23 protein-coding genes and 1 tRNA gene are annotated in these 23,394 nt (G+C 62.3%); 13 read left to right on the top strand and 11 right to left on the bottom strand.

Features of this window, described 5'->3' with window-relative positions; genetic code table 11:
* Positions 1-26: 26 nt before the first annotated feature.
* Together istB and istA are read right to left on the bottom strand one after the other, a co-directional pair.
* Positions 27-797: an IS21-like element helper ATPase IstB gene (gene istB / locus LK440_RS08165; protein ID WP_005013542.1), complete on the bottom strand. Its 771-nt coding sequence runs from the start codon at positions 795-797 to the stop codon at positions 27-29.
* Positions 794-1,804, bottom strand: coding sequence for an IS21 family transposase (gene istA / locus LK440_RS08160; RefSeq protein ID WP_025341421.1), 1,011 nt, complete (start codon positions 1,802-1,804; stop codon positions 794-796). Before istA ends, istB begins: the two co-directional genes overlap by 4 nt.
* Before the next feature lie 34 nt (positions 1,805-1,838).
* On the opposite strand from istA, the gene LK440_RS08155 reads away from it, so the two are divergent.
* Complete coding sequence (locus LK440_RS08155) at positions 1,839-2,681, top strand: IS3 family transposase (RefSeq protein WP_005013672.1); 843 nt, start codon at positions 1,839-1,841, stop codon at positions 2,679-2,681.
* 332 nt (positions 2,682-3,013) lie between these two features.
* Here the strand turns inward: LK440_RS08155 and LK440_RS08150 are convergent.
* Together LK440_RS08150 and xth are read right to left on the bottom strand one after the other, a co-directional pair.
* Positions 3,014-3,089 (bottom strand) — tRNA-Ala (locus LK440_RS08150).
* Between the two features lie 54 nt (positions 3,090-3,143).
* On the bottom strand, positions 3,144-3,929 hold the full coding sequence (gene xth / locus LK440_RS08145) for an exodeoxyribonuclease III (RefSeq protein ID WP_005013673.1): 786 nt from the start codon (positions 3,927-3,929) through the stop codon (positions 3,144-3,146).
* Between the two features lie 859 nt (positions 3,930-4,788).
* On the opposite strand from xth, the gene LK440_RS08140 reads away from it, so the two are divergent.
* Positions 4,789-5,909, top strand: a protein-coding gene (locus tag LK440_RS08140) for an IS3 family transposase (RefSeq protein WP_370510767.1) whose coding sequence is annotated in 2 segments (ribosomal slippage) — positions 4,789-5,041 and positions 5,041-5,909 — 1,122 coding nt in all. Because the reading frame shifts where the segments join, the coding sequence is not laid out codon by codon here.
* Between the two features lie 1,065 nt (positions 5,910-6,974).
* Here the strand turns inward: LK440_RS08140 and LK440_RS08135 are convergent.
* The gene (locus tag LK440_RS08135) at positions 6,975-7,979 is read right to left on the bottom strand and encodes an ISL3 family transposase (protein WP_005012353.1); all 1,005 of its coding nucleotides are present in this window, start codon (positions 7,977-7,979) and stop codon (positions 6,975-6,977) included.
* Between the two features lie 75 nt (positions 7,980-8,054).
* Between LK440_RS08135 and LK440_RS08130 the strand changes: the two genes are divergently transcribed.
* The 3 genes from LK440_RS08130 to LK440_RS08120 are packed head-to-tail and all read left to right on the top strand — an operon-like array spanning position 8,055 to position 11,266.
* Positions 8,055-8,867: a LamG domain-containing protein gene (locus tag LK440_RS08130; protein WP_005013675.1), complete on the top strand. Its 813-nt coding sequence runs from the start codon at positions 8,055-8,057 to the stop codon at positions 8,865-8,867.
* Between the two features lie 21 nt (positions 8,868-8,888).
* The gene (locus LK440_RS08125) at positions 8,889-9,065 is read left to right on the top strand and encodes a hypothetical protein (RefSeq protein ID WP_017685973.1); all 177 of its coding nucleotides are present in this window, start codon (positions 8,889-8,891) and stop codon (positions 9,063-9,065) included.
* 29 nt (positions 9,066-9,094) lie between these two features.
* A complete protein-coding gene (locus LK440_RS08120) occupies positions 9,095-11,266 on the top strand; it encodes a phosphocholine-specific phospholipase C (protein WP_005013676.1) in 2,172 nt (723 codons plus the stop codon).
* Positions 11,267-11,319: 53 nt separating this feature from the next.
* Here the strand turns inward: LK440_RS08120 and LK440_RS08115 are convergent, their stop codons facing one another.
* A complete protein-coding gene (locus LK440_RS08115; protein WP_005013677.1) occupies positions 11,320-12,639 on the bottom strand; it encodes a DHA2 family efflux MFS transporter permease subunit in 1,320 nt (439 codons plus the stop codon).
* A gap of 88 nt (positions 12,640-12,727) precedes the next feature.
* On the opposite strand from LK440_RS08115, the gene LK440_RS08110 reads away from it, so the two are divergent.
* The gene (locus tag LK440_RS08110; RefSeq protein WP_005011985.1) at positions 12,728-13,948 is read left to right on the top strand and encodes an ISL3 family transposase; all 1,221 of its coding nucleotides are present in this window, start codon (positions 12,728-12,730) and stop codon (positions 13,946-13,948) included.
* A 218-nt stretch (positions 13,949-14,166) separates the two neighbouring features.
* The gene (locus tag LK440_RS08105; RefSeq protein ID WP_005013678.1) at positions 14,167-15,027 is read left to right on the top strand and encodes a LysR family transcriptional regulator; all 861 of its coding nucleotides are present in this window, start codon (positions 14,167-14,169) and stop codon (positions 15,025-15,027) included.
* Here LK440_RS08105 and LK440_RS08100 read toward each other — a convergent pair.
* Positions 15,024-16,247, bottom strand: coding sequence for an MFS transporter (locus LK440_RS08100; RefSeq protein WP_005013679.1), 1,224 nt, complete (start codon positions 16,245-16,247; stop codon positions 15,024-15,026). The two genes, LK440_RS08105 and LK440_RS08100, sit on opposite strands and share 4 nt — an antisense overlap.
* 298 nt (positions 16,248-16,545) lie before the next feature.
* On the opposite strand from LK440_RS08100, the gene LK440_RS08095 reads away from it, so the two are divergent.
* Positions 16,546-17,043: a BON domain-containing protein gene (locus LK440_RS08095; RefSeq protein WP_005013680.1), complete on the top strand. Its 498-nt coding sequence runs from the start codon at positions 16,546-16,548 to the stop codon at positions 17,041-17,043.
* A 38-nt stretch (positions 17,044-17,081) separates the two neighbouring features.
* Here the strand turns inward: LK440_RS08095 and LK440_RS08090 are convergent, their stop codons facing one another.
* Together LK440_RS08090 and LK440_RS08085 are read right to left on the bottom strand one after the other, a co-directional pair.
* Positions 17,082-17,864, bottom strand: a complete 783-nt coding sequence (locus LK440_RS08090; RefSeq protein ID WP_005013681.1) for a deaminated glutathione amidase — start codon at positions 17,862-17,864, stop codon at positions 17,082-17,084.
* A gap of 25 nt (positions 17,865-17,889) precedes the next feature.
* Complete coding sequence (locus tag LK440_RS08085; protein ID WP_005013682.1) at positions 17,890-18,108, bottom strand: SlyX family protein; 219 nt, start codon at positions 18,106-18,108, stop codon at positions 17,890-17,892.
* A 74-nt stretch (positions 18,109-18,182) separates the two neighbouring features.
* On the opposite strand from LK440_RS08085, the gene LK440_RS08080 reads away from it, so the two are divergent.
* Both LK440_RS08080 and LK440_RS08075 read left to right on the top strand, forming a co-directional pair.
* Positions 18,183-18,452 (top strand): YunC family protein, encoded by a 270-nt coding sequence (locus LK440_RS08080; protein WP_005019379.1) that lies wholly within the window; start codon positions 18,183-18,185, stop codon positions 18,450-18,452.
* Between the two features lie 219 nt (positions 18,453-18,671).
* Positions 18,672-19,136, top strand: a complete 465-nt coding sequence (locus LK440_RS08075) for a GNAT family N-acetyltransferase (RefSeq protein WP_005013684.1) — start codon at positions 18,672-18,674, stop codon at positions 19,134-19,136.
* Positions 19,137-19,209: 73 nt separating this feature from the next.
* Here LK440_RS08075 and LK440_RS08070 read toward each other — a convergent pair whose 3' ends face one another.
* Both LK440_RS08070 and LK440_RS08065 read right to left on the bottom strand, forming a co-directional pair.
* Positions 19,210-19,491 (bottom strand): peptidylprolyl isomerase, encoded by a 282-nt coding sequence (locus LK440_RS08070; protein WP_005013685.1) that lies wholly within the window; start codon positions 19,489-19,491, stop codon positions 19,210-19,212.
* 116 nt (positions 19,492-19,607) lie between these two features.
* Entirely contained in the window at positions 19,608-20,591 is a 984-nt protein-coding gene (locus tag LK440_RS08065) for a site-specific integrase (protein ID WP_005013686.1), read from the bottom strand.
* Positions 20,592-20,834: 243 nt separating this feature from the next.
* On the opposite strand from LK440_RS08065, the gene LK440_RS08060 reads away from it, so the two are divergent.
* From LK440_RS08060 to LK440_RS08050, 3 genes are all read left to right on the top strand, one after another.
* Entirely contained in the window at positions 20,835-21,833 is a 999-nt protein-coding gene (locus LK440_RS08060; RefSeq protein WP_005013688.1) for a DNA-binding protein, read from the top strand.
* A gap of 102 nt (positions 21,834-21,935) precedes the next feature.
* The gene (locus LK440_RS08055; protein ID WP_005013689.1) at positions 21,936-22,367 is read left to right on the top strand and encodes a TonB family protein; all 432 of its coding nucleotides are present in this window, start codon (positions 21,936-21,938) and stop codon (positions 22,365-22,367) included.
* A 64-nt stretch (positions 22,368-22,431) separates the two neighbouring features.
* Complete coding sequence (locus LK440_RS08050) at positions 22,432-23,343, top strand: NAD(P)-dependent oxidoreductase (RefSeq protein ID WP_005013690.1); 912 nt, start codon at positions 22,432-22,434, stop codon at positions 23,341-23,343.
* Positions 23,344-23,394: the final 51 nt, after the last annotated feature.

The following is a 23,394-nucleotide window of genomic DNA, read 5'->3' as shown; positions in this document are numbered from 1 at the left end:
ACTGACCCACCCCGGCGTTCAAAAACCTAGTTCCTGATCTTGATGTTTCCTGCTTTGCGCTTGTCCTTGAGCCGGTAGCTTTCCCCGGCAATCTGCACGATATGGGCGTGGTGCAGCAGGCGGTCGAGCAAGGCAGCGGTCAGCGTCTGATCCTCAGAGAAGCACGAGGCCCACTGGCTGAAGGGCAGATTGCTGGTGACGATGATGCTGGTACGCTCGTAGCGCTGGGCCACCACGTTGAAGAACAGGTTTGCTTCCTCGCGCCCGAAGGGCAGATAGCCAATCTCATCGATCACCAGCAGGCGCGGCCCGATGATGGCGCGGTTGAAGTACTGCTGCAGCCGGTCCTGCTTATGGGCCGTGGCCAACTGCATCATCAGGTCGGCGGCAGTCAGAAACCGGGTCTTGATGCCCGCCATGACGGCGCGGTACGCCAATGCCTGCGCCAGGTGGCTCTTGCCCACGCCGCTGGGTCCCAGGAACACCACGTTCTCAGCCCGTTCGATAAAGCTCAGGGCCGCCAGTTCCTGGATCTGGGCACGCGGCGCACCACTGGCAAAGGCGAAGTCATAGTCTTCGATGGTCTTGACCGAGGGCAGCGTGGCGATCTTCATCAGGGCGGCGCGCTGGCGTTCGATCCGGGCGTCGTTCTCAATACCCAGAAGGCGCTCCAGGAAGTCGCCATGGCTGGCGTCTTCGCGGGCGCACTGCTGGGCCATGGCGGGCCACTCGCTGCCGATACGCTCCAGCTTCAGGACATCGCAGATCTGTTCGATGCGGTTGTGTTGAAGGTTCATGCTCGCACCTCCAGCAACTCGTTATAGACCGACAGCGGGTGCTGGAAGCTCTCTCGCGGCACAGGCCGGTGAGACGTGGCCGGCACCAGCATGCCGTGTTGCGCAGGCAACTGCAGTAGCGCCAGGCGCTCTTCCTGCAACCGCTTAGCGGGTCTCTCCCGAGTGGTGCCATGCAGCCGCTGATCGGCCACCTCCGTGAGCCAGCGACCGACGTGCGCGTTGGCTGCCGTCACATCGAAGCGCAGGCCAGCCTGCTTGAGGGTCGCGGCCAACGGGACACAGAAACTGCCCTTCAGGTATCCGTTGAAGCGTTCGACCTTGCCCTTGGTCTTGGCGCGATAAGGCTGGCACACACGCGGGGTGAAGCCGAACTCCTGGGCGACGGCCAACAGCCCGTTGTGCCAGCGATGCTGGCCGGGGCCGTAGGCATCGCGCTCGGTGATGATGGCGCCCGCGTTGTCGAACAACACGTGCTGGGGTACGCCGCCGAAGTAGATGAAGGCCTGACGCAGACATCCGAACCAAGTGTCGGCGCGCTCATCGGTGGTGAACCGCACCCAGCTCGAACGGCTGTATCCCAGCGTGGCGACAAAGGCCATCAAGGGATCACGGCCGCGCCGGATGTGGGTGAAGTCGGCCTGCATCTGCTTGCCAGGCGGCGTCTCAAAACGAACGACCGGTTCAGGCTCCTGGTGCTTGTAGCCGCCAAGAAACTCCTTGAGCTGCGTTACACCACCGGGGTAGCCCAGTTCTTGAATCTCCCGCAGCAGCACGGCTGCTGGAATCCAGTGCGGCCGGGCCGCCTCGATGCGCCCGTGCAGATAGTCCTTGTACGGATCCAGCTTGGTGGTCCGTGCCTCGCGGGGCTTGTACTGCTGGGCACCAGCCTCACGCAGATACCGCCTGATCGTGTTGCGTGAGCAGCCCAGCTGCTTGGCCATCTCCCGAATGCTGACGCCACGACGCGCCATTACCTTGATCTCCACTGCTTGCTCCTGAGTCAACATTGTCGGCGGCCAAAAGGCCGCCATCATCGCCCAGGTGGGTCAGATTTACTCCGACGCGGTGGGTCAGTATTACATCGGCGCTGACACCCGTGGGCTGGTAGGAATTTCGCGGTCGCTGTTTGCCTACGAGAGCACACGCTCAGGCGATGCTGCGCTGACCGAGCGCATGAAAGAGATGGCAGTGGCGAAACGACGCTACGGCTATCGGAGGATCCATGTGCTCTTACGTCGCGAAGGCTGGCAAGCAAATCACAAGCGAATCTGGCGGCTGTACAGTCTGGCAGGGTTAAGCGTGCGAAAACGAAAGCGTAAGCGAATCGCGGCGACCGAGCGCGTGGTTCGCCCAGCGGCAATCGCGCCGAATCAGAGTTGGTCAATGGACTTTGTGGCCGACGGCCTAGCCTATGGCCGCCGATTCCGCTGTTTGACTATCGTCGATGACTACACTCGCGAATGCCTGGCCATCGAGGTCGATACGTCGTTGCCGGGACTGCGTGTTGCCATGGTGCTGCAACGGCTGGCGGAGATGCGTGGCCTGCCGCGATCTATTACCGTGGACAACGGGCCAGAGTTCGCCGGAAGAGCCTTGGACGCCTGGGCCTACCAAGCAGGCGTAAAGCTGTCGTTTATTCGGCCGGGTAAGCCGGTGGAGAACGCTTATATCGAAAGTTTCAACGGCAAGTTCCGCGACGAATGCCTTAACGAGCACTGGTTCTTGTCCCTGCGACAGGTTAAAAGCTTGATCGAAAACTGGCGAGTCGAGTACAACACCGATCGGCCTCACAGCGCGCTCGGATATTTAACGCCGGCGCAATTCGTGCAGGCTCATCAGAAAGAAGGTCTTTTACCCCTGGGCTCTATGTCGGTGCCGTACTAAATCTGGGGGCAGGTCAATACCGATCTTGGCTTAACCGGCTCCATTCTGACTGGCGGGGCATCGACTGGCGATGCTTGGTGCGTTCTTTCTGGCGTTTCCGCCGATACGTTTACGGTGGCGGATGCTGAGCAATCCGCCGCTCTCGCCGGCTGGCGTGCGAACGGCGTTACCCGCATCCATCCCTGGCATTTTCCTGGAGCCGTTCACAACGTCTTGAGCGCGTGGCAAACCGCATTTGTGGGTTGCCAGAGCGGGTGTGGCAAAACCTGCCATCAAATGCAAAACAAGGCACTACATCGCTAAATGTAGTGCCTTGTTTTGACCGGGAATTTTGGTGGAGCGGAGGAGGATCGAACTCCCGACCTTCGCATTGCGAACGCGACGCTCTCCCAGCTGAGCTACCGCCCCAAAACAGAAGATCGAAACTATACACCAAATTTTTTTGATGCGGCCAGGCCGATTTCAGGCGCTCAGGTCGAGTGTGGCGATGACCGGGGTGTGATCCGAGGGCTGTTCGTTGCCCCGCGGCGCTTTGTCGATGACGCAGGCGGTGCAGGTGTGTTTCAGGGCATCGGAGAGCAGGATATGGTCGATGCGCAGGCCGGCATTGCGGCGGAAGGCGAACATGCGGTAATCCCACCACGTGAAAGATTTCTCGGGTTGCTCGAAGAGGCGGAAGGCGTCAGTCAGACCAAGGTCCAGCAGGCTCTTGAGGGCCGCGCGCTCGGGTTCGGAGACGAGGACCTGGCCTTCCCATTTTTCGGGGTTGTGGACGTCTTCATCGGCAGGGGCGACGTTGTAGTCGCCCAGGATGGCCAGGCGTGGATACGCGCGCAGTTCTTCCTGCAGCCAGCGGTGCAGGGCAGTGAACCATTCAAGTTTGTAGGCGTATTTGTCGCTGCCTACACTCTGGCCGTTAGGGCAGTACGCACAAATGATGCGCACCTCACCGGCCGGAGTGGGCAGGGTGACCGCGATGACGCGCTGTTGCGGATCGTCGAAGCCGGGGATGTTGCGCACCATAGCCTGGCCGGGTTCGCGGGTGAGGATGGCCACGCCGTTATACGTTTTCTGGCCGGCCCAGGCGGCGTGGTAGCCGATCTGGGTGAAGGCCTCGAGCGGGAACTTGTCATCGGCCAGTTTGAGTTCCTGGATGCACAGGGCATCGACCGGGTTGTCGGCCAGCCAGGCGATGACTTGCGGCAGGCGCACGTTCAGGGAGTTGACGTTCCAGGTGGCTAGTTGCATGAATAGTTAGATCGCTGTTTAACGCGGGTTTCCAAGGGCGATTGGCGCAAAGGTCGCCATTGTGACTCTTCTGGCTTTTCAACCCTGGGCATGGGTGCCGTGCCACCAACGGTGGTGTCAGATGATACCTGCTCACCCCGCCGGGTTCCGCTCGCCGCCTCCGGGCGGCGGTTCGGCGCGGTCCGCGGTGATAGGAGGGAACCAGCCTTGGGGTGCTGTCGATGGCCGCTTCGGATAAGACGATGTGCTGTGACAGGGGGCAGGCTATGTCAGTCCGCTACCCGTGGCTGATGCAGGCAGGGACTCAAGCATGCTTTCGAGAGCGTTGCGCCGGCTCAGTCGCCGCGCGCGCGTCCCCACGAGTTGGCATAGGGTTGGCGGGTTTGCCCGCGCGCTCGGTCAAGTTGTTCCTCCTGACTCCAGCGGCCGCCGCCTTCGCGCACAGGATTGTATCGCCCGTTGTTCAGATTCCGCTTATGCCTTGCCGATGAGCCTGGCCGCTTGGGCTATCGGCTGCCACCTGACCGCCCTTGCGGTTGTCCTGCGAGTCGCACTACCGCCTGCGTCGTGAGTTCTGTGTGCCTGTACTTCCCACGTTCGAATCGCATCGTTGAGGCGGACAACAGCATACCGGTAAAGCTCGGAACCTCAGGATATTATTCGCAAGTATTTTTTATTAATTGTATTAAAACAACACTTTTCTATCGAGTATCTGGTTTGGCAGGCAAAAAAATATATTTATATGAAATTTTCTATTTTTTACTCTATAAGTAGATGAAGGTGAAAATTTGACTTTCTGTGACCTGCTCCCCGTGATTAGTACGAAATCGATGTAGAGTCCGTTCCCAAAGGAATGGCAATGAAGAAACGATTTACGGAAGAGCAAATCATCGGCGTGCTCAAGGAAGCCGATGCAGGTGCCAAGCCCGCAGAGTTGTGCCGCAAGCACGGAATCTCCGAGGCAACGTACTACAACTGGAAGGCGAAGTTCGGTGGCATGACGGTGTCGGACGCTCAGAGGCTCAAGGAGCTGGAGCAGGAGAACAACAAGCTCAAGAAGCTGTTGGCCGAGTCGATGCTGGACAAGGCGGCGCTTCAGGATCTGCTAAGCCGAAAGTAGTCAGCCCGCAGGCCAAACGCGAGGCGGTCAGGACATTAATGACCGAGCGCAGCATGGGTGTTACCCGGGCCTGTGGGCTGGTAGGAATTTCGCGGTCGCTGTTTGCCTACGAGAGCACACGCTCAGGCGATGCTGCGCTGACCGAGCGCATGAAAGAGATGGCAGTGGCGAAACGACGCTACGGCTATCGGAGGATCCATGTGCTCTTACGTCGCGAAGGCTGGCAAGCAAATCACAAGCGAATCTGGCGGCTGCACAGTCTGGCAGGGTTAAGCGTGCGAAAACGAAAGCGTAAGCGAATCGCGGCGACCGAGCGCGTGGTTCGCCCAGCGGCAATCGCGCCGAATCAGAGTTGGTCAATGGACTTTGTGGCCGACGGCCTAGCCTATGGCCGCCGATTCCGCTGTTTGACTATCGTCGATGACTACACTCGCGAATGCCTGGCCATCGAGGTCGATACGTCGTTGCCGGGACTGCGTGTTGCCATGGTGCTGCAACGGCTGGCGGAGATGCGTGGCCTGCCGCGATCTATTACCGTGGACAACGGGCCAGAGTTCGCCGGAAGAGCCTTGGACGCCTGGGCCTACCAAGCAGGCGTAAAGCTGTCGTTTATTCGGCCGGGTAAGCCGGTGGAGAACGCTTATATCGAAAGTTTCAACGGCAAGTTCCGCGACGAATGCCTTAACGAGCACTGGTTCTTGTCCCTGCGACAGGCTAAAAGCTTGATCGAAAACTGGCGAGTCGAGTACAACACCGATCGGCCTCACAGCGCGCTCGGATATTTAACGCCGGCGCAATTCGTGCAGGCTCATCAGAAAGAAGGTCTTTTACCCCTGGGCTCTATGTCGGTGCCGTACTAAATCTGGGGGCAGGTCACAGGTCACGACGGGTTGACGTACGATGCCTTGCGGCGCGGGCTGGCGGACAAAACCTTGCCCCACTTGTCTGCGTATTCGCTCACGCGGGCCTGGACCGGGGGAGTGACGGGCGAGGCGACCCAGCAGCCGACACTGTCTGCGCCTGGATGGGCCACACTCCTCAGTGGTCAGTGGGCCGATCGGCATAACGTGCGTTCCAACGCCACCGATCAGGCCATCAAGACCGCCAGCCTGTTTCAACGTGTCATTGCCGCTCAGCCGCAGGTGCGCAGCGCCGCTGCACTGTCGGCCAGCCCCTTGGCCACTCTCTTGCGGCGCGATCACGACGCGGGGTATCTCGCGTCCTTGACCGATTGCGCGGGCCAGGACGACTGTGTGTCCTCGCAGGCGCGCGACCGGATCACCGAGGGCTATGACATCGTGTTGGCTCAGTTCGGTGCGCCGGGCAGGGCTGCTGCTGCAGGGGGGCTCGATGTCAGTTATGAGGCTGTACTGCGCCGCACCGACGCCGCCGTCGGCGTCCTTGCAGCACAGGTCGCGGCCAGGCAACTGGCCCACCCCGGAGAGAAATGGCTGACGCTGCTGGTGAGCAGCCACGGCCTAGGCAAGACCGGTACCGAAGACGGACTGCCTCTGTCGCTGAACAAGACTATTTTTGTGGCGGGCAACCTTGAATGCATGCTCGGTGGCAGCGCGGATGATGCCGCTTTCGATGGCTCCTGGGACAGTAATTGGTATGCCTTGCCCAGCGCGGCCGATGTCACGCCGACCGTGTTGAGCCACATGGGCGCATTGCCCGAGCCGCGCGCGTACGACATGGCGGGCACGTCGCTGGCAGAACCCGTGGCGGTGCGCAGACTGGTGACGCGCACGGCCACGGATAACAAAAGCGTGACTCTGCGTTGGGTGCGCGTCGGCGAGCCGCAGGGCGACGTCGTCATCAGCCGCGACGGAGTCGAGATCGCGCGGGTGGCAGGCACCACGTCGGAGTATGTGGATTCGGCCCTGGCTTTCGAGGCCGAGGGCATGCACACCCTGATTTATGGTTCATCGAGGAATACCGGGGAATGCAGACCGGATCTTGAGGAAGAAGTACTCCTGATCGCGGTAGCCGTAGGCGCGGCGCTTGATGACTTTGATGGTGTTGTTGATGCCCTCGACGATGCTGGTGTTGAGCCGGTGGCGACAGCGAGACAGAATCCCGTGCAGATAGGCTTTTAGCTTGAGCGCGAAGTGAGCCAAGGCGGCGATGCCGCTGCCCTGAGCCTGTTGCAGCCAGTGATCCCATGCCTGGCGGGCGTAGCCGGGGTGTTGGTAGAACCACAGCTGTTTGAGCTCATCGCGCATCAGATAAGCGGTGAGCAAGGGCTGGTTGGCCTGGATCTCCAGCTCATAGGCCGTCGTCATGTCGATCGCTACGGCCCGGATCTGCTGGGCAACCCCAGTTGGCAGTTGTTCGAAGAAGGCTCTGGCCGTCTCGCGCGAGCGGCCATCACCGATCCATAGCACCTGACGGCGGATCGGATCGACAACGACCGTGGCATAACGATGGCCCTTGTGTAGAGCGAACTCGTCCATCGCTAGGTAGTGGATCTGGCTCCAGTCCGGCTCTTGGATCGCCCGTCGCAGCAGGGCCTTGTCCAGCGCCTTGACCGTGTGCCAACCCAGTTGGAAGAAGCGCGCCACGGCCAGAATGTTGCTGGACTCAAGCAACTGGCTGACCGCCTCGGCCAGCCGGTCGGTCACTCGCTGGTAACGGCCCAGCCAGCTCAGCCTCTCCAGATGCGGTCCACCGCACTGCTCGCACCAGACCCGCCGACGCGGCACTACCAGCGTCACTCGCAGCGCCATTAGCGGCAGATCCCGCACCCGGCGCGTGGTCGTCTCATGCACCTGCCGACATCGGTTGCCGCAGTGCTCGCAGTGCATCGTTCGCGCTGAAGGCTTCAGGTAAATCGTGACCGTCCGGCTCTCACCTTCAGGCCACACGACCCGCTCCACCCGATAACCTTCCCACCCACCCAACCTCTCGATCGTCTTGCGGTCCAGCATGATCCCGGCCTTGATCCTTGAAAAATCAAGGATCAAGCGTAACGGCAATCAAGCACGGCTCCACGCTATTCCGCGATGAACCTGATTTATAGCGTGTCGGCAGGCCGCTCGGTGGCGACGGCACGCGCCACGGTCGTCTACACCAAGCCCGTCGCCTTGCTGGAGTCGCTGCGCGCCGGTCTGACGATGTTTTTCCCCTTCGAGGGCGCGCTGACCGACCTGGCCAATGGGGGAGGCGCGATCACCCCCTATGACGGCGTGCAGCAGCCTGCCTTTGCTCAACATGGCGTCTTCGGGCAGATGTTCCAGAACGAGCGCGGCTCGGCCGCAAGCGGGGCCTTCAAGCTGGATCATCCCGCCGGGATGCTGACCACGCCCAACGCCTTTACCATCGGTTTCTGGTATCAGTCGGATGGTGTGGCCAACGATCGCTCCATTGTGGGCAACAAAAACTACAACACTGGCGCCAATCCCGGCATCACCATCGCCCAATGGGCTGGACCGGAGTTGCGATTCAACCTGGCAGGCGGGGCGCGTGTAGACATTAACGGGGTCCGGTTCACACCGAATAAGCCGATCTATATAGCGATGGTCATCAATAAGACGGCCAAAACGATGGAGGCCTATGTGTATGACCCGGAGCTGGGGTTCTCGCGCCGTAGCGTGGCCACCGGGTCGGTCAATTTCGCGCAGGTCGAAGGCTCACTTGGCCCGCACATCGGCCTGAACGAAGACGGAGTGGGCACGTATGGCGTGTGCTGCGCCGGAACCAAAGGGCCTTACACCATGTACTTCGACGACCTGGGCATCTGGTCACGTGCGCTGACCGAGGCCGAAGTGCGCTCCATCGCACTGTCCGGACGATCCGTCCAGGAACTTTTTCGCTGATTTTCGCCGGAACACACACCCATGACTAAGCATCCCTTCCTGCACGGCGCCCTGCGCCTGGGCGCCACCCTGCTGTTGACGGCCGCGCTGGCCGCGTGCGGCGGCAGTGACCACGACGACGACAGTGCTGCCGCCCCTGACAACGGCACCCAGCCGCAGCCGCCTGCCGTCAAACCCGAGTTGCGCTGCGCGCCCTGAGTCCCGAACACCTGCCTGGAAAAGTAATTGTGAACTCCAACAACACGCCTATTCACGCCGGCAAGCGGCGCTTTCTTCGCAACGCTCTGGCGTCGACTGCCGGTCTGACCGCGCTGTCCATGTTTCCGCCGTCGATCCGCCGTGCCCTGGCTATCCCCGCCAATAACCGCACCGGGACGATCAACGACGTCGAGCATGTGGTGATCCTGATGCAGGAAAACCGCTCCTTCGACATGTATTTTGGGACGTACAAGGGCGCTCGCGGTTTTGGCGATCGCATCACAATTCCGTTGCCAGGCCCGCGCAGCGTATGGGAGCAAAGCAACGGTACCCGCGTGGTGATGCCCTATCACCTCGATAGCACGCAGGGCAATGCACAACGCGTCGCGGGCACGCCGCATGATTACGCCGATGCGCAAAACGCATGGGATGGCGGTCGCATGCAGCAATGGCCGCGCTACAAGCAAGATCAATCCATGGGGTATTACCGGCAAAAGGAGGTGGAGTTTCAGTTCGCGCTGGCCGAAGCCTTCACGCTGTGTGACGCCTACCATTGCGCCTCGCATGGCGGCACCAATACCAACCGGCTCTTTCATTGGACGGGCACCAATGATCCCTTGGCCCAGGGCAATGGGCCTTCGACCCGCAACCAGTGGGACGGCTTGGGGGCATCTTCGACCGGCTGGACCTGGAAGACGTATCCCGAGCGGCTGCAAAGCGCCGGGGTGTCCTGGAAGGTCTATCAGAATCTGCCGGACAACTACACGGACAATCCGCTAGCCGGCTTCCAGCAGTATCGCCGTGCCAACGAACTGGCCGGCAACGCCAGCAGCGGCTCGCCCTACACGCCGTGGACCCCTAGCATGGACGCCGGCAACCCGTTGTACCGCGGGATAGCCAACACCATGCCCGACGGCGGATTTCTGCAGGCTCTGCGTGACGACGTCCAGAATGGCACCTTGCCGCAAGTGTCCTGGATTGTGGCGCCGGCCAACTATTCCGAGCATCCCGGCCCATCAAGCCCGGTGCAAGGTGCCTGGTATATCCAGGAAGCGCTGGACGCGCTGACGTCCAATCCGGACGTCTGGAGCAAAACGGTCTTTCTGATCAATTTTGATGAGAACGACGGATACTTCGACCATGTGCCGTCGCCGGCCGCGCCGTCGATCAACGCCGATGGTTCGATGGCAGGCGCCTCGACGGTCAATACCGATATGGAACGCCATACGCATGCATCGGCGCAAGATGCTGCCGACAACCGCGTCTACGGACCTGGGCCACGTGTACCGATGTATGTCGTCTCGCCCTGGAGCCGGGGCGGCTGGATCAATTCGCAAGCCTTTGATCACACCTCCGTCCTGCGCTTTCTGGAGGCGCGCTTCGGTGTCGCGGAGGAGAACATCAGCCCCTGGCGGCGTGCAGTGCTCGGTGACATGACCTCGGCGTTCAACTTCGCCAACCCCAACGACGAGGTGCTGCCAGATTTGAACCTGCTGACGCGGACCGGTTCAGATCAGGAGCGAAGTGCACAGCAGGCGCTGCCGGCCGTGCCGCTGCCGGATATCTCCGCGCAGGCGCGGCCGGTTCAGGACGCGGGCGTGCGGCCTTCGCGAGCATTGCCTTACGAGCTGCACACCAGCGGCCGCAGCCAGCCGGCCACGGGAACGATGTGGCTGGTGTTTGCCAATACCGGCAAGGCGGCCGCCGTATTTCATGTCTATGATCGGCTGCATCTGGATCGTTTACCGCGCCGGTATACCGTCGAAGCTGGCAAGCAGCTCGAAGGCAGTTGGGATGTCGCCGGCGACAGCGGCATGTACGACCTGTGGGTGCTGGGCCCCAATGGTTATCACCGGCATTTCGCCGGGGACCTCGCGCTGGCCAGAACGGCACAGCTCGATGCCGAGATCCGGGTCTGCTATGACGTGGCTAACGGTGACGTCTATGCCAGCTTCCTGAACACCGGCAACGTCGCTTGCCATTTCGAGGTCACGCCCAACGCCTACTACACCAACAACGAGAGCTGGAGTATCAGCGTGGCCGCCGGCGGGCAGTTCGAGCAGCACTGGGCGCTTGCCAATAGCGGCGCCTGGTACGACTTCACCGTACGCCTGAGCGAGGATCCTGCCTTTGTGCGACGTTTTGCCGGCCGCGTGGAAACCGGTAAGGCATCGGTCACGGATCCGGCGATGGGACAGTAGACCTTCGGCCGCGGGGTCGCGCCACGCGCGCGGCCCCGCGCCCGCCACCGGCCTCAGGCCGCCTGCGGGCTCAGGCGGGTCGGTGCGTCGATACGGCGGAAAACCAATGCCGAGGTCATGGTGACCAATCCCGTCACCGCGAAGGCGATACGAAATGCGCTGGCCGCATCGCCGCTATGTCCAGCAAACAGCGTCACCAAGCCGCCGCCGATGGTCACGCCCAGTCCGATGGCCAGCATTTGCACCATCGAAAACAGGCTGTTTCCGCTGCCGGCGTCGCGTGGCGGCAGGCCCTTGAGAGTGACGCCATTCATGGCCGCGAATTGCATGGAATTGCTGGCCCCGAACACGCACAGCACGGCGATTTCCAGCCACAGCGGGGTAACCCGCGAAAAGGTCGCGAAACCGGCAATCGACGCGCCGACGAGGACGGTGTTCCAGATCAGAAAGTGGGTGTAGCCGAAACGTTTGAGCAGCGGAGTGATCCAGCTTTTGGCAATTGCACCGGTGACTGCCGCCGGCAGCAGCATCAGGCCGGAGTGAAGAGGGCTGTAGCCGAGCTGCAACTGCATCAGCAGCGGAAGTAAAAACGGCACGGCGCTCGATCCGATGCGGCAGACAAGGTTGCCCGCAAGCCCAACGCCGAAATTCGGCGCACTGAACAGTTCCAGCCGGAACAGCGGATTGGCGTGGCGGCGGGCATGCCATATGTACGCACCGACCGACAGAACGCTGACGCTGAGCAGCACGCTGGCGATCAGTGCGCGGTGTTCGTGCGCGGGGCCTTCCAGGGCCAGCGAGAAACTGACCATGCACAACGACAGCAAAGCGCCACCAAGCCAGTCAAAGCGTGGCGCATCGGGCAGGCTGTCGTCAGGCAGGAATTTCCATACTGCAACGAGTCCCAAGACGCCGACCGGCACATTGATCAGGAAAATGGTGTGCCAGCTCATAGACTGCACGAACCAGCCGCCCAGAGTGGGGCCGACGATGGGCCCGACCTGACCGGCGATCGAGATCATGGCCAGCGCAGCGACGTACGCCTCACCACGAATCGCGCGCAGTACGGCAAGGCGGCCGACGGGCAACAGCATGGCCCCTCCCACACCCTGCACCACGCGCGCAGCGATCAATTGCGGCAACGACTGCGACAGCGCACAGAACACCGAGCCCAGCACGAAAAGCAATATCGACACAAAGTAGACGCGGCGCGAGCCGAAGCGGTCGGACAGCCAGCCCGAGGCGGGCGTGAGCAGGGCCATCGTCAAGGTGTAAGCCACCACCACCGGTTGCATCTGCAACGCCGATACACCGAGGCTGTCGGCCATGGACGGCAAGGCCGTATTGATGATGGTGGTATCGAGCGCCTGCATGAAAAAGGTTCATCGCGGAATAGCGTGGAGCCGTGCTTGATTGCCGTTACGCTTGATCCTTGATTTTTCAAGGATCAAGGCCGGGATCATGCTGGACCGCAAGACGATCGAGAGGTTGGGTGGGTGGGAAGGTTATCGGGTGGAGCGGGTCGTGTGGCCTGAAGGTGAGAGCCGGACGGTCACGATTTACCTGAAGCCTTCAGCGCGAACGATGCACTGCGAGCACTGCGGCAACCGATGTCGGCAGGTGCATGAGACGACCACGCGCCGGGTGCGGGATCTGCCGCTAATGGCGCTGCGAGTGACGCTGGTAGTGCCGCGTCGGCGGGTCTGGTGCGAGCAGTGCGGTGGACCGCATCTGGAGAGGCTGAGCTGGCTGGGCCGTTACCAGCGAGTGACCGACCGGCTGGCCGAGGCGGTCAGCCAGTTGCTTGAGTCCAGCAACATTCTGGCCGTGGCGCGCTTCTTCCAACTGGGTTGGCACACGGTCAAGGCGCTGGACAAGGCCCTGCTGCGACGGGCGATCCAAGAGCCGGACTGGAGCCAGATCCACTACCTAGCGATGGACGAGTTCGCTCTACACAAGGGCCATCGTTATGCCACGGTCGTTGTCGATCCGATCCGCCGTCAGGTGCTATGGATCGGTGATGGCCGCTCGCGCGAGACGGCCAGAGCCTTCTTCGAACAACTGCCAACTGGGGTTGCCCAGCAGATCCGGGCCGTAGCGATCGACATGACGACGGCCTATGAGCTGGAGATCCAGGCCAACTGCCCCAACGCCGAGATCGTCTACGACCTGTTCCACGTCGTGGCCAAGTACGGCCGTGAAGTGATAGACCGGGTGCGTGTAGACCAAGCGAACCAGTTGCGGCACGACAAGCCGGCCCGCCGGGTGATCAAGTCCAGTCGCTGGCTACTGCTGCGCAATCGCAAAAACCTCGATCCGTGCCAATCGGTAAAGTTGGACGAGTTGCTCCAGGCCAACCAGCCCTTGCTCACCGCTTATCTGATGCGCGATGAGCTCAAACAGCTGTGGTTCTACCAACACCCCGGCTACGCCCGCCAGGCATGGGATCACTGGCTGCAACAGGCTCAGGGCAGCGGCATCGCCGCCTTGGCTCACTTCGCGCTCAAGCTAAAAGCCTATCTGCACGGGATTCTGTCTCGCTGTCGCCACCGGCTCAACACCAGCATCGTCGAGGGCATCAACAACACCATCAAAGTCATCAAGCGCCGCGCCTACGGCTACCGCGATCAGGAGTACTTCTTCCTCAAGATCCGGTCTGCATTCCCCGGTATTCCTCGATGAACCATGAAAAAACCGCCTGCTACGGTCCATAGCATGGCGGTGTGAGCGGAAGACTTGGGCATGAACGACGCGGGTCCTGAAAACTTGCCTGAGGCGGGCAAGCGTCAGGCGTTGTGCAATAGGTTTATTCTAGTGAGCGCTAGCCTATCGATATATCCGTTAGGTACACTGACTGTCATCGATATATTCGATGAGCAGTACTTGCTCAGGCCCTCTCCATGCTCAATCCCGTCTGGTTGCGCTCCTTCGCCACCGTCGTCACATCGCACAGTTGCTCGGCTGCCGGCCGTGAGCTGGGACTGACGCAATCCACCATCAGCGAACACATCCGGCGTCTGGAAAGCAACGTCGGCCGCCGGCTGTTGACGCGCGACACGCACACCGTGGCGCTGACTCCCGACGGCGAGGCCATGCTGGTGCACGCCCGCGTGATTCTCGAAGCGATGGCGCATGCAGAGTCGCAGTTTCGTTCCCCGCGTCTGCGGGGCCGGGTCCGCCTGGGTTGCTCCGATGACATTGCGTTGGGCCCATTGCCCGGGATTCTCGCGGCCTTTCGCACCGCTCATCCGGACGTGGAACTTCAGCTCACGATCGCCATGACCGGCAAACTCTATGAGTTGCTCGACGCCGGTGCCATCGACTTGCTGGTAGGTAAACGGCGGCCAGGCGACACACGAGGCACTCGGCTCTTTAGCAGTCAAATGTTGTGGATCGCGCGCAGCGGTACCGAAGTGGATCTGGATCAACCGTTGCCGCTGGTGCTGGCTGCCGAGCCCAGTGTGTCGCGCTCGGTTGTGCTCGACACCCTGGCCATGGCGGGCGCGAGCTGGCGCATCGTGTGCACCAGCAGCTCGTTGGCGGGCAGCAGCGCGGCGGCGCGGGGTGGCCTGGGATTGACGGTCAGGCCGCAATTCATGAGCGGGCGGGGTCTGGCCCAGCCTGTCAATGCGGCCAAGCTGCCTGCCTTGCCGGATGCGGAGTTCGTCACCCTGGGCGCGGCGCATCTGAGCCGTCCGGCCGAGACCTTGCTGCAGATTCTGCGCGACAGCGAGTTGCGTGGGACGTGGACGACTGTTTAAGTCGCCACCGGGGCCCACGGCGGGCGAGGTCTGGCCAGGTAGGCCACCATAACCTGCACAATACCCGCGGCGATGCCCATCCCCGCGCCCACCTGCCAGGCCAGGGTGTAGCTGTGAAGCAGGTCATACGCCAGCCCGCCGCCAATGGCGCCGGTAAAACTGCCCAACTGATGGCCGCAGAATGCCACCCCGGCAAGCATGGCCTGCCAACGCAGGCCAAACGTCTGCGCGATCCAGCCGCTGACCAAGGGCACCACGCCCAGCCAAAGAAAGCCGATCACCGCTGCGAAAACCAGTGTGCTTTCCGGGGTAGGCAGCGTGTGGAAATACCAAATGAAGCTCAGGGATCGCAGGATATAGATCAAGCCCAGCAGGATTTGCTTGTTCCAACGCCCACCGGCCCAACCGAAGAAAAGGCTACCCATGGCGTTGAACCCGCCGATCGTGGCCAGCGCCTTGGCCGAAAGCATCGGGTCGAGTCCGCAAAGAGCGAGGTAGGCCGGCAGGTGAGTGGTCAAAAACACCAATTGCATACCGCAAACAAAGTAGGCGGTAGCCATCACGACGAAAGGCAGATTCTTCATTGCCATGGACAGCGCCTGGCGGGCATTCTGCTCACCGTCGACAGGAGCAGGCAACCGAGGAAGACTATCTACCTTGCCGGCATACCAAGCAGCAGGCAGCATGAAAACGGCCAGCACGACGAACGACACGCCGCCCATGCGCCAGTCCCAGGTCTGGGCGACGGACTGGCCCAGGGGCGCGGCCACCAACGCACCCAGCGAACCCGCGGCAGAAACAATCCCCAGCACGAGGCTGCGCATGGCAGGCGGTACAGGGCGGACGGAAGCGGCCATGGCGACCGCACTGCCGGTCGCGGCCAGTGCCGCGCCGACCGCAAACCCCGCGCCGAGCAAAACGCCCAGCATGCCGTGCGCGGTGGTAAGCAGCACCATGCCCAGGATGTAGAGCAACGCGCCAGCTACCATCAGGGGTCGGAACCCCCAGCGCACGACCATTGCGCCGGCAAAAGGCTGAAGAACGCCCCACACCAGGTTCTGTACGGAAATGGCAATGGTGAAATCGCTGACGGATATACCCAGGTCCTGCGTCAGCGGTGGCAGAAAAATACCTAGGCTTTGCCTCAACCCCATCGCCAGACTGAGCATGATCGACGCACCGATCAGGATGGGCAATGCGGGACGCAGAGAGGCGGACATTGTTGCGATCAGCTTATGGAGGGTGCGCAACCGGTCAGCAGCGCCTCTGGCAGTGTATCGCTTCGCGCCCATTGCGAGAATAAAGATATTCCCGGTGCTTATATGGTGTTCGCCGCGTGCAGGGATGGACAAATCGTAAGCAGCGCTTACGGCGAGGTAGCTGGCTCGCAGGGCGACCGTTCAGCCAGCGGTAATATCCAGCACTTGGTTTCCGACGTTTACATGCCGGGGCGCTTCGCTTCCTACTATGGAAAGACAAGTCGATAACGATGGCGCGGGCATATCCAAGGAGGCAAGCATGCAAAAGCACGCAGAACCGCAGCGAAACCCCGGAATCGGTGAGCAGGAGCGGCACCAGGGCAAGGCCAGAAGCGGCCGCGTCGGAGCCGACGAACCCGGCTATGGACGCCCGGCCGGGCAGCGCCCGGGCCAGGCGGGTGAGCGCAAACCGAATCCCAAGGGCCCTCAATATGAAGAGGGCGGCCAGTATCCCGGACCGCGCCGTTCAGCCGAGGCTGACGCGGCGGGCTCCACCGAACACCGTCCCATCATCAACGGCGATGCGCGCGTGGGCGAAATCGTGCGTGAGCAACTGCGCCACAGCGGGTATGACGTCAGTGCGGTGACGGTTGACGTACACCAGGGGTGTGTGCGGCTGGACGGCATGGTGCCAGATGGCCGCACCCGTCATGGCGTACAGAGCTGCGCCGATAGCTGCGTCGGCGTGCGCGGCGTGGAAAACCATACGCGCGTAGGTCAGCTTGACGGCGCCGCCGCATCCGCGGCGCGGCACTGACCGCCGCGCGGCTCGCATCCGAGCCGGCCGCAGTGCACTCAGGCCAGTTCCGGGCGCCCGAAACGGCGATTTTGTAAAACAGGCAGGGCTTGTCGGGCCTGCGCCAAGCGGGTCGGATCGATGTCGGCAAATACCAGCGCATCGGTCTCGGCCGCACGTGCAATGATGACCCCCAGCGGATCGACCGTCATGCTGGCTCCAATGTTGCGCGGCCCGCATTCCCCGACGGCGACCACGTAGCAGGTATTCTCCAGCGCGCGGGCTTGCGAGAGCACCTCCCAATGCATTTCTTTGAGTGGTCCCTTGACCCAGGCCGATGGGGCGACGAGGACATCGGCCCCATCGAGAACCAGGCGGCGTGGCAGCTCCGGAAAGCGCAAGTCATAACAGGTGATCATGCCGATCTTCAGGCCGGCGACGTCGACCAGGGCAGGGATGTCGGCGCCCGGCAAGACGTTGATGGATTCCTGCATATTGAAGGCGTCATACAGGTGCAGCTTGCGGTACTGGGCAATGACCCGGCCGTCGCGCAACGCCACCTGGGTGTTCCAGACTTTGCCGTCCGGGGCGGGGACGTGCACGCAGAAAAATACCGTCAATCCCTGGGTATAGGGCAGCAGGGCGGTGAGAAAAGGGCCGTCCAGGGGCTGGGCCGAGCGTTTGACGATGTCCGGATCGGTGATGTCGCGAGCCAGTACGCCTTCAGGCAATACCAGCGCCTGCGCGCCGCCTGCGCGGGCGCGCTCCATAAGGTCGCGGCAAATGGCGGTGTTTTCCTCCCACACGGGTCGGACAGCAAATTGCCCCATGGCAATTCTCATGGTGATCTCCTGACAGAATGCAGATTCAATAGTGCGGGGGACGTTCGTCCAGCAGGCTGCGCCACGGGCCGTTGGCGCCGTCGGTCTGCTGATTGCGCAATTGCCCGATCTGGGCGGCCATCGCTTCGATTTGCTTTTGCTGCTCAAAGACCAGCAGGTTGAGCTGTTCGAGCAGATCTTCGGCAAAGCCCAGCTTGATCTCCAGCTCCGTGACGCGCGCCGCAAGTTCGTGTTCGTGTTCCATGGCCTTATTAAACCGCAGAGTGGGCCGGCTGTGACACAATGGGTTCTTCATTCAGCGCTTCGGGGCCGACGATCATGGACATCAACCTCAACGATTTCGAACAGATCCGCCATGAGCTGGCGCGTCCCTTGCTGCTGGTCAAAGGCGGCAATGGTGTGCTGGCCTGCGGCTATCTCAACATCGCGACGTTTGACAAAACCGGCGAGGCGGCAGCCATTGTCACCGGGGTCTCGGATCACACGCAGATGCTTGGCGCACCGCTGATCGCGGTGAGCCAGGCAGCTCGTGCCCTGGGTCTGCAAGAGGGTATGACCGGCGCGCAGGCGCTGGCGCGCTTCAAGTAGGTCGACCGGCTCGCCGCGGTTTGACAGCCTGCGGTTGAGGCAAGACAGCCGCGCCCATGCTGCAAATACTCGTTGTTGCCGCGCTATGGCCCAACGGCCTGTTTCTGCGGGGCGTGCGTGCGTCAGACGCTAGTACGCGCACGCAAAGCCTGCCCCGGACGACGGCGCAGGCGTTTTTATTTGAACGCAGCGGCGCCGCGTGTGCCGCGAAGGTAGGTCATGTTTCAGATCGAAGGCGCCCGTTTTCCCCAGGACCGCGATGCCCTGATTGCCATCATCCGCGAATACATCAGCAGCACGCGTGTCAGTCTGGAGTATCAGCACTACGACGAAGAACGTGACGGCCTGTCGGGCAAGTACGCCCGGCCGCGCGGCTTGATGTTGCTGGCAAGGAAAGCGGGAGCGGTGGTCGGCTGTGGCGGCTTTCGCGAGATCGACGCGACGACTTGCGAAATGAAGCGCGTCTACGTCAGGCCCGAAGCGCGCGGGCAGCAGTTGGATCGGCAATTAATGGAACGTATTTTGGACGAGGCACGTGCGGCAGGCTACCGGCGCATCTGTCTGGACGTGTTGCCGGAGTTTCTGGCGGCACAGTATCTCTATGAGTCGCTAGGCTTTCACGAGACGCCGCCCGTGACGCAGAACCTGGTGCCCGGGTCACGCTCTCTGGGCCGCGATCTCTAGGCTGCGTGACAGCATGTCAGCGGCCGATGGCATCGGCTCCGCGGTGGTTTGGAGCCGATGCGAACCACCACGATCAGTCGCGGCGGCTGGTGACTTCCACCAGGTGATAGCCGAATTGCGTCTTGACCGGGCCCTGGACCTGGTTGACCGGGGCGCTGAAGACTACCTCGTCGAATTCGCGCACCATTTCACCGGGCCCGAACGTGCCCAGTTCGCCGCCTTGGCGAGCCGACGGGCAGCTCGAGTTTTCGCGGGCCACGTCCGCGAAGTCTGCGCCGTTTTCGATGGCGGTTTTCAGTTCCTGAGCTTTGGCTTCGGTCGAGACGAGGATATGACGGGCAGAGGCTTGTGCCATGGTGAGGCTCCAGTAAGGGCGGGCCACACGCGGGCCGGCGCCGGATGAATGTTGCAGGCAGTGCCCGCCTGATCCGCTAGTGTAGCGCGTGGACTGTCGCGGCTCGCGTCAGAGCGTCAGTCGTCATCGAGCATGTGGGCCGCCTTGGAGGAGGCGGCGGCTCCGGCACGGTGGTAGTGCATCACCGTGGCCACGCTTGCATGCCCGCTCATCGCCATGACCTCTGCCAGTGGCAGGCCCTGTCGGCCGGCTTCGGTAATGAACCCGGCGCGCAGGCTGTGCGCGGCGAAATCGCCATCCAGCCCGGCCAGGCGCACGCGGGCCTGGACCATCCGGCGTATGGCCTCGGCGCTCAGGGCCTCCCCGACGATGCCTCCACGCCGAACGCGCCGAAACAGCGCGCCTTCGGTGATATTGGCTTTCTCCAGCCATGCGCTCAGTGCCGCGGCGGCCCGGCCGGCAACTGGCTTATAGATATCGGGGCGTGCTCGGCCTTCCTGATTGGTTTTCGAGTGCGCCAGCGTATAGAGATAGCCCTCAGGTGTGCGGCGCGTGTTCTCCATCGTGGCGGCCACGACTTCCGAGCGGCGCCGTCCGCCGCTGGCCCAGGCGAATAACAGCATTGCGCGGTCTCGCAGGCCGATAAGGCTGTCATCGCACGTCGCGAGCAATTTCTCGAGCGGCTCACGCGTGAGGGCATCCTTGCCTTGGGGCAGGTCGCCACGGCGTGCATAGGCTGCACGGCTACGCTTCATCAACGCACGTACGGCCCGGTCGCGGCAAGGGTTGGGCAGCCCTTGAGTTTCGTGCGCTTCAGACAGCACCGCCAGACGGTGGCGAACCGTCGAGAGCTTCAGCGGGCCTGGCGCACGCTTGACGCCACTGGCCACCAACTGTTGGTCAATGGCCTCGGGCAGGTCATGCACCAGCGTGGTCTGCTCGCTGTGTTGCAGGTGATCCGCGATGAATTGCAGCACGGTAGCGACCGGCAAAGGCAGGACAAAAGGGCCCTGCATGCGCAAGGTATGCCACCCGGACCAATAGCGGATCGCCGCGATATACGCGGCGCGCGTATTGGGCGAGCTGCCTTCGCGCAGCAAGGCACGCAGCGAGGCTGCACTGCTTCCGAGCCCTTCGAGGTGCTGGCTTAACGAAAGAGCCCCCGACTGCGCCGCAGATTCTGGCTCAACGGACGGCCCTCGTTTATCAATGTTGTAAATCATATGTAGTACATAATATATAATACGATCATTGTATAGTTAGCGCGGATAAACATCTATTATCCGCGCTAAATACGATTCGTCGCGCAAATTCGTGCAGTCATCAGGGCCAGGGGCAAAAACATGGGGATCGGTATTCAGCAGCAGGACGTTTGGGCCGCCGCAGACGCGTTGCTGCGCGCGGGCGAGCAGCCCACGATAGAAAGGGTGCGCTTGCATCTGGGCAGGGGCTCGCCCAATACGGTCGGCCCCCACCTGAAAACCTGGCTGCGCGATCTGGGCGGGCGGCTCGACAAAGGCGAGCCGCCCGACGCCATCGTCGCTGCCGCCCAGCAGCTGTGGCAGATGGCTCTCTCGCAGGCGCATGCCGATGCCAACGCGCAGGCAGCCGAGCAGCACGCTGCGCTGCGCGCCGAACAGGCCGCCATCGAGACGCAGCGCGAAGCCCTCGAGGCGGATGCTCAGCGGCTGCTTCAACGTGAGGCCGATCTGGAGGCTGCGCTGGTCGCCGCGCAGGCCTTGGGCCAGGCAGCCCAGGCCAGGGCGCAGGCCCTGCAGCAACGCCTCGACAGCGCAGAGGCCGAGTTACAGGCCCTGCGGCAGGCCCTCGAGGGTGCACACCAACAGCTTCAGCAGGCCGAACGGCAAGGACGGGACAGTCTGGCTGCGGCCCACAAATTGCATCAGGAAACCCTGGAGCAGGCCGAGGCGCGCCACGCCAGCCACGAGCGGCGGTGGCTGCTCGACATAGACGCACAACGCCAGGCAGTGCGCCGCCTACAGGAAGAGCGTGAGGCAAGTGCCCGAACATTAGCTGCCCGCGAGCAGTCCCATACGCAGGCGCTGCAGGCGATGGAACAGCAAGCGCGGGCCGAGGGCGAGCGGCTGGCCGCAGCGCTTGCTGCGGCCAGTGAGGCGCTTGCCGGCCAGGCGCATTGGCAGGCGGTTGCCGAGGCCGGTGAGCGTGCACTGGCGTTGCGCGAAGCGGCGCTGTCTCAGCGGCAGTCAGACCTCGAAGCGCACGCGGCCCAGTTGCTTGCACAACTGGCGATCAAGGACGAACAGATCGCCGGGTTGTTGGCGGCGGCGCGCAGCAAGGCCAGGGGGCCGCGCAAGACGTGACCATCCGCAGCCGGGCGAGGTGGGGTCAAGCCTCTGCAGGAGGGCGGGCGGGGTATATAGTGTGCGCCGTCCTGTCCACGCCAGTTTTTGTCGGAATGCAGCATGACATTGAACGCCTTCGCCAGCGCCTGCCTCGCGGTGGGCCTCGTCATTGCGCCCCTAGCAGCCTGGCCGCAGGCGCCAGCAGCGCAAGAGGGGGTGGCGAGCAGACCGGTGCGCCAGCAGATGCGCCTGAATTTCAGCAGTGAGATCCCGCCCGTCGTGCGTACGCTGGGTTGGAACCAGCCCGTCTATCCGCTCAAGGCCCGACGGATGATGCAAGAGGGCAGGGTTGTCCTGCGTATCGCGATGCAGCCCTCAGGCGAGCATGAGATCGAAATCGAGGAATCCTCCGGCTGGCCTGTGTTGGATCAGTCGGCACTGGAGGCGATGCGTGGCCTGGCCTTCGACGACGGCCAGCCCTTGTTGCGGCCCACGCGTTTTTTGTTGCCCGTGCGCTTCCGTATCGCGCCGCCGGCCGCATCGCAGGATTGAACAGACTGGCAGACATCGGCCTGCTATGCTTTCGAGGTCATTCCACACCCAACAGGAAGCCCGCATGCACGCTGTATTCATCGATGCCAATCCGACCCTGGCCGCTGTGGCGCAACGCCTTCATCGCCAGGGTGATCCGGACCTGACGATCAACGGTCAGCCGGATATCCGTCCCGAGCAGATTCCTGCCGTGCTCGATGGCGCGGGGATTGCGATCATCGATCACACGCACCTGCCCACCGACGTGGCGCGCAACTGCAAAGGGCTCAAGCATGTGGTGTTTCTTGGCACGGGTGCACGTTCCTACATGAATCCCGAAGAGCTGGCCGGTCTGGGTATCGAGGTTCATATCATCAAGGGATACGGCGATACGGCGGTGGCCGAATGCGCCTTTGCCTTGATGTGGGCTGCGGCCCGCGATTTCGGCAAGATGGACCGCGGCATGCGCGCGGGTCAATGGTTGCGTACCGATGCCGTGCAATTGACGGGCAAGACCTTGGGGCTGCTGGGATTTGGCGGCATTGCGGCCGAGATGGCACGGCTGGCCCAAGGGGCCGGCATGAAGGTGTTGGCCTGGAACCGTAGCGCCAAGACCCATCCGGGGGTGAAATTCATGCAGCCTGATGAGTTGCTGGCGCAAAGCGATGTCCTGTCCGTGCATCTGCTGCTCAATGATGCAACCCGTGGCTGGCTGTCGGCCGAGCGCATCGCCCGCATGCGCGATGGTGCCATTCTTATCAACACCGCGCGCGGCGCGCTGGTCGACGAGGCTGCGATGATCGCCGCCCTGAAAAACGGCAAGCTGCGCCATGCCGGGCTCGACGTTTTCGATATCGAGCCCATGCCGGCTGACCATCCGCTCTACAGTCTCGATAACGTCACTCTTTCAGCGCATTCGGCGTTTCGCACTCCCGAGGCCAGCGACAACCTGATCGAAGCGGCGTTGCAGCATTGCCGCCGGGTTGCCGCAGGCTGATGTTCACAGGGCTGCGAATCTCTTAAAAAGCAAAAATTCGCAGCCTAATTG

This window comes from Bordetella holmesii (assembly GCF_020735985.1).
Classification (GTDB): Bacteria; Pseudomonadota; Gammaproteobacteria; order Burkholderiales; family Burkholderiaceae_B; genus Bordetella; species Bordetella holmesii.
Note: the sequence above shows the minus strand (reverse complement) of the source record. Positions and strands in the feature narration are given on the sequence as shown.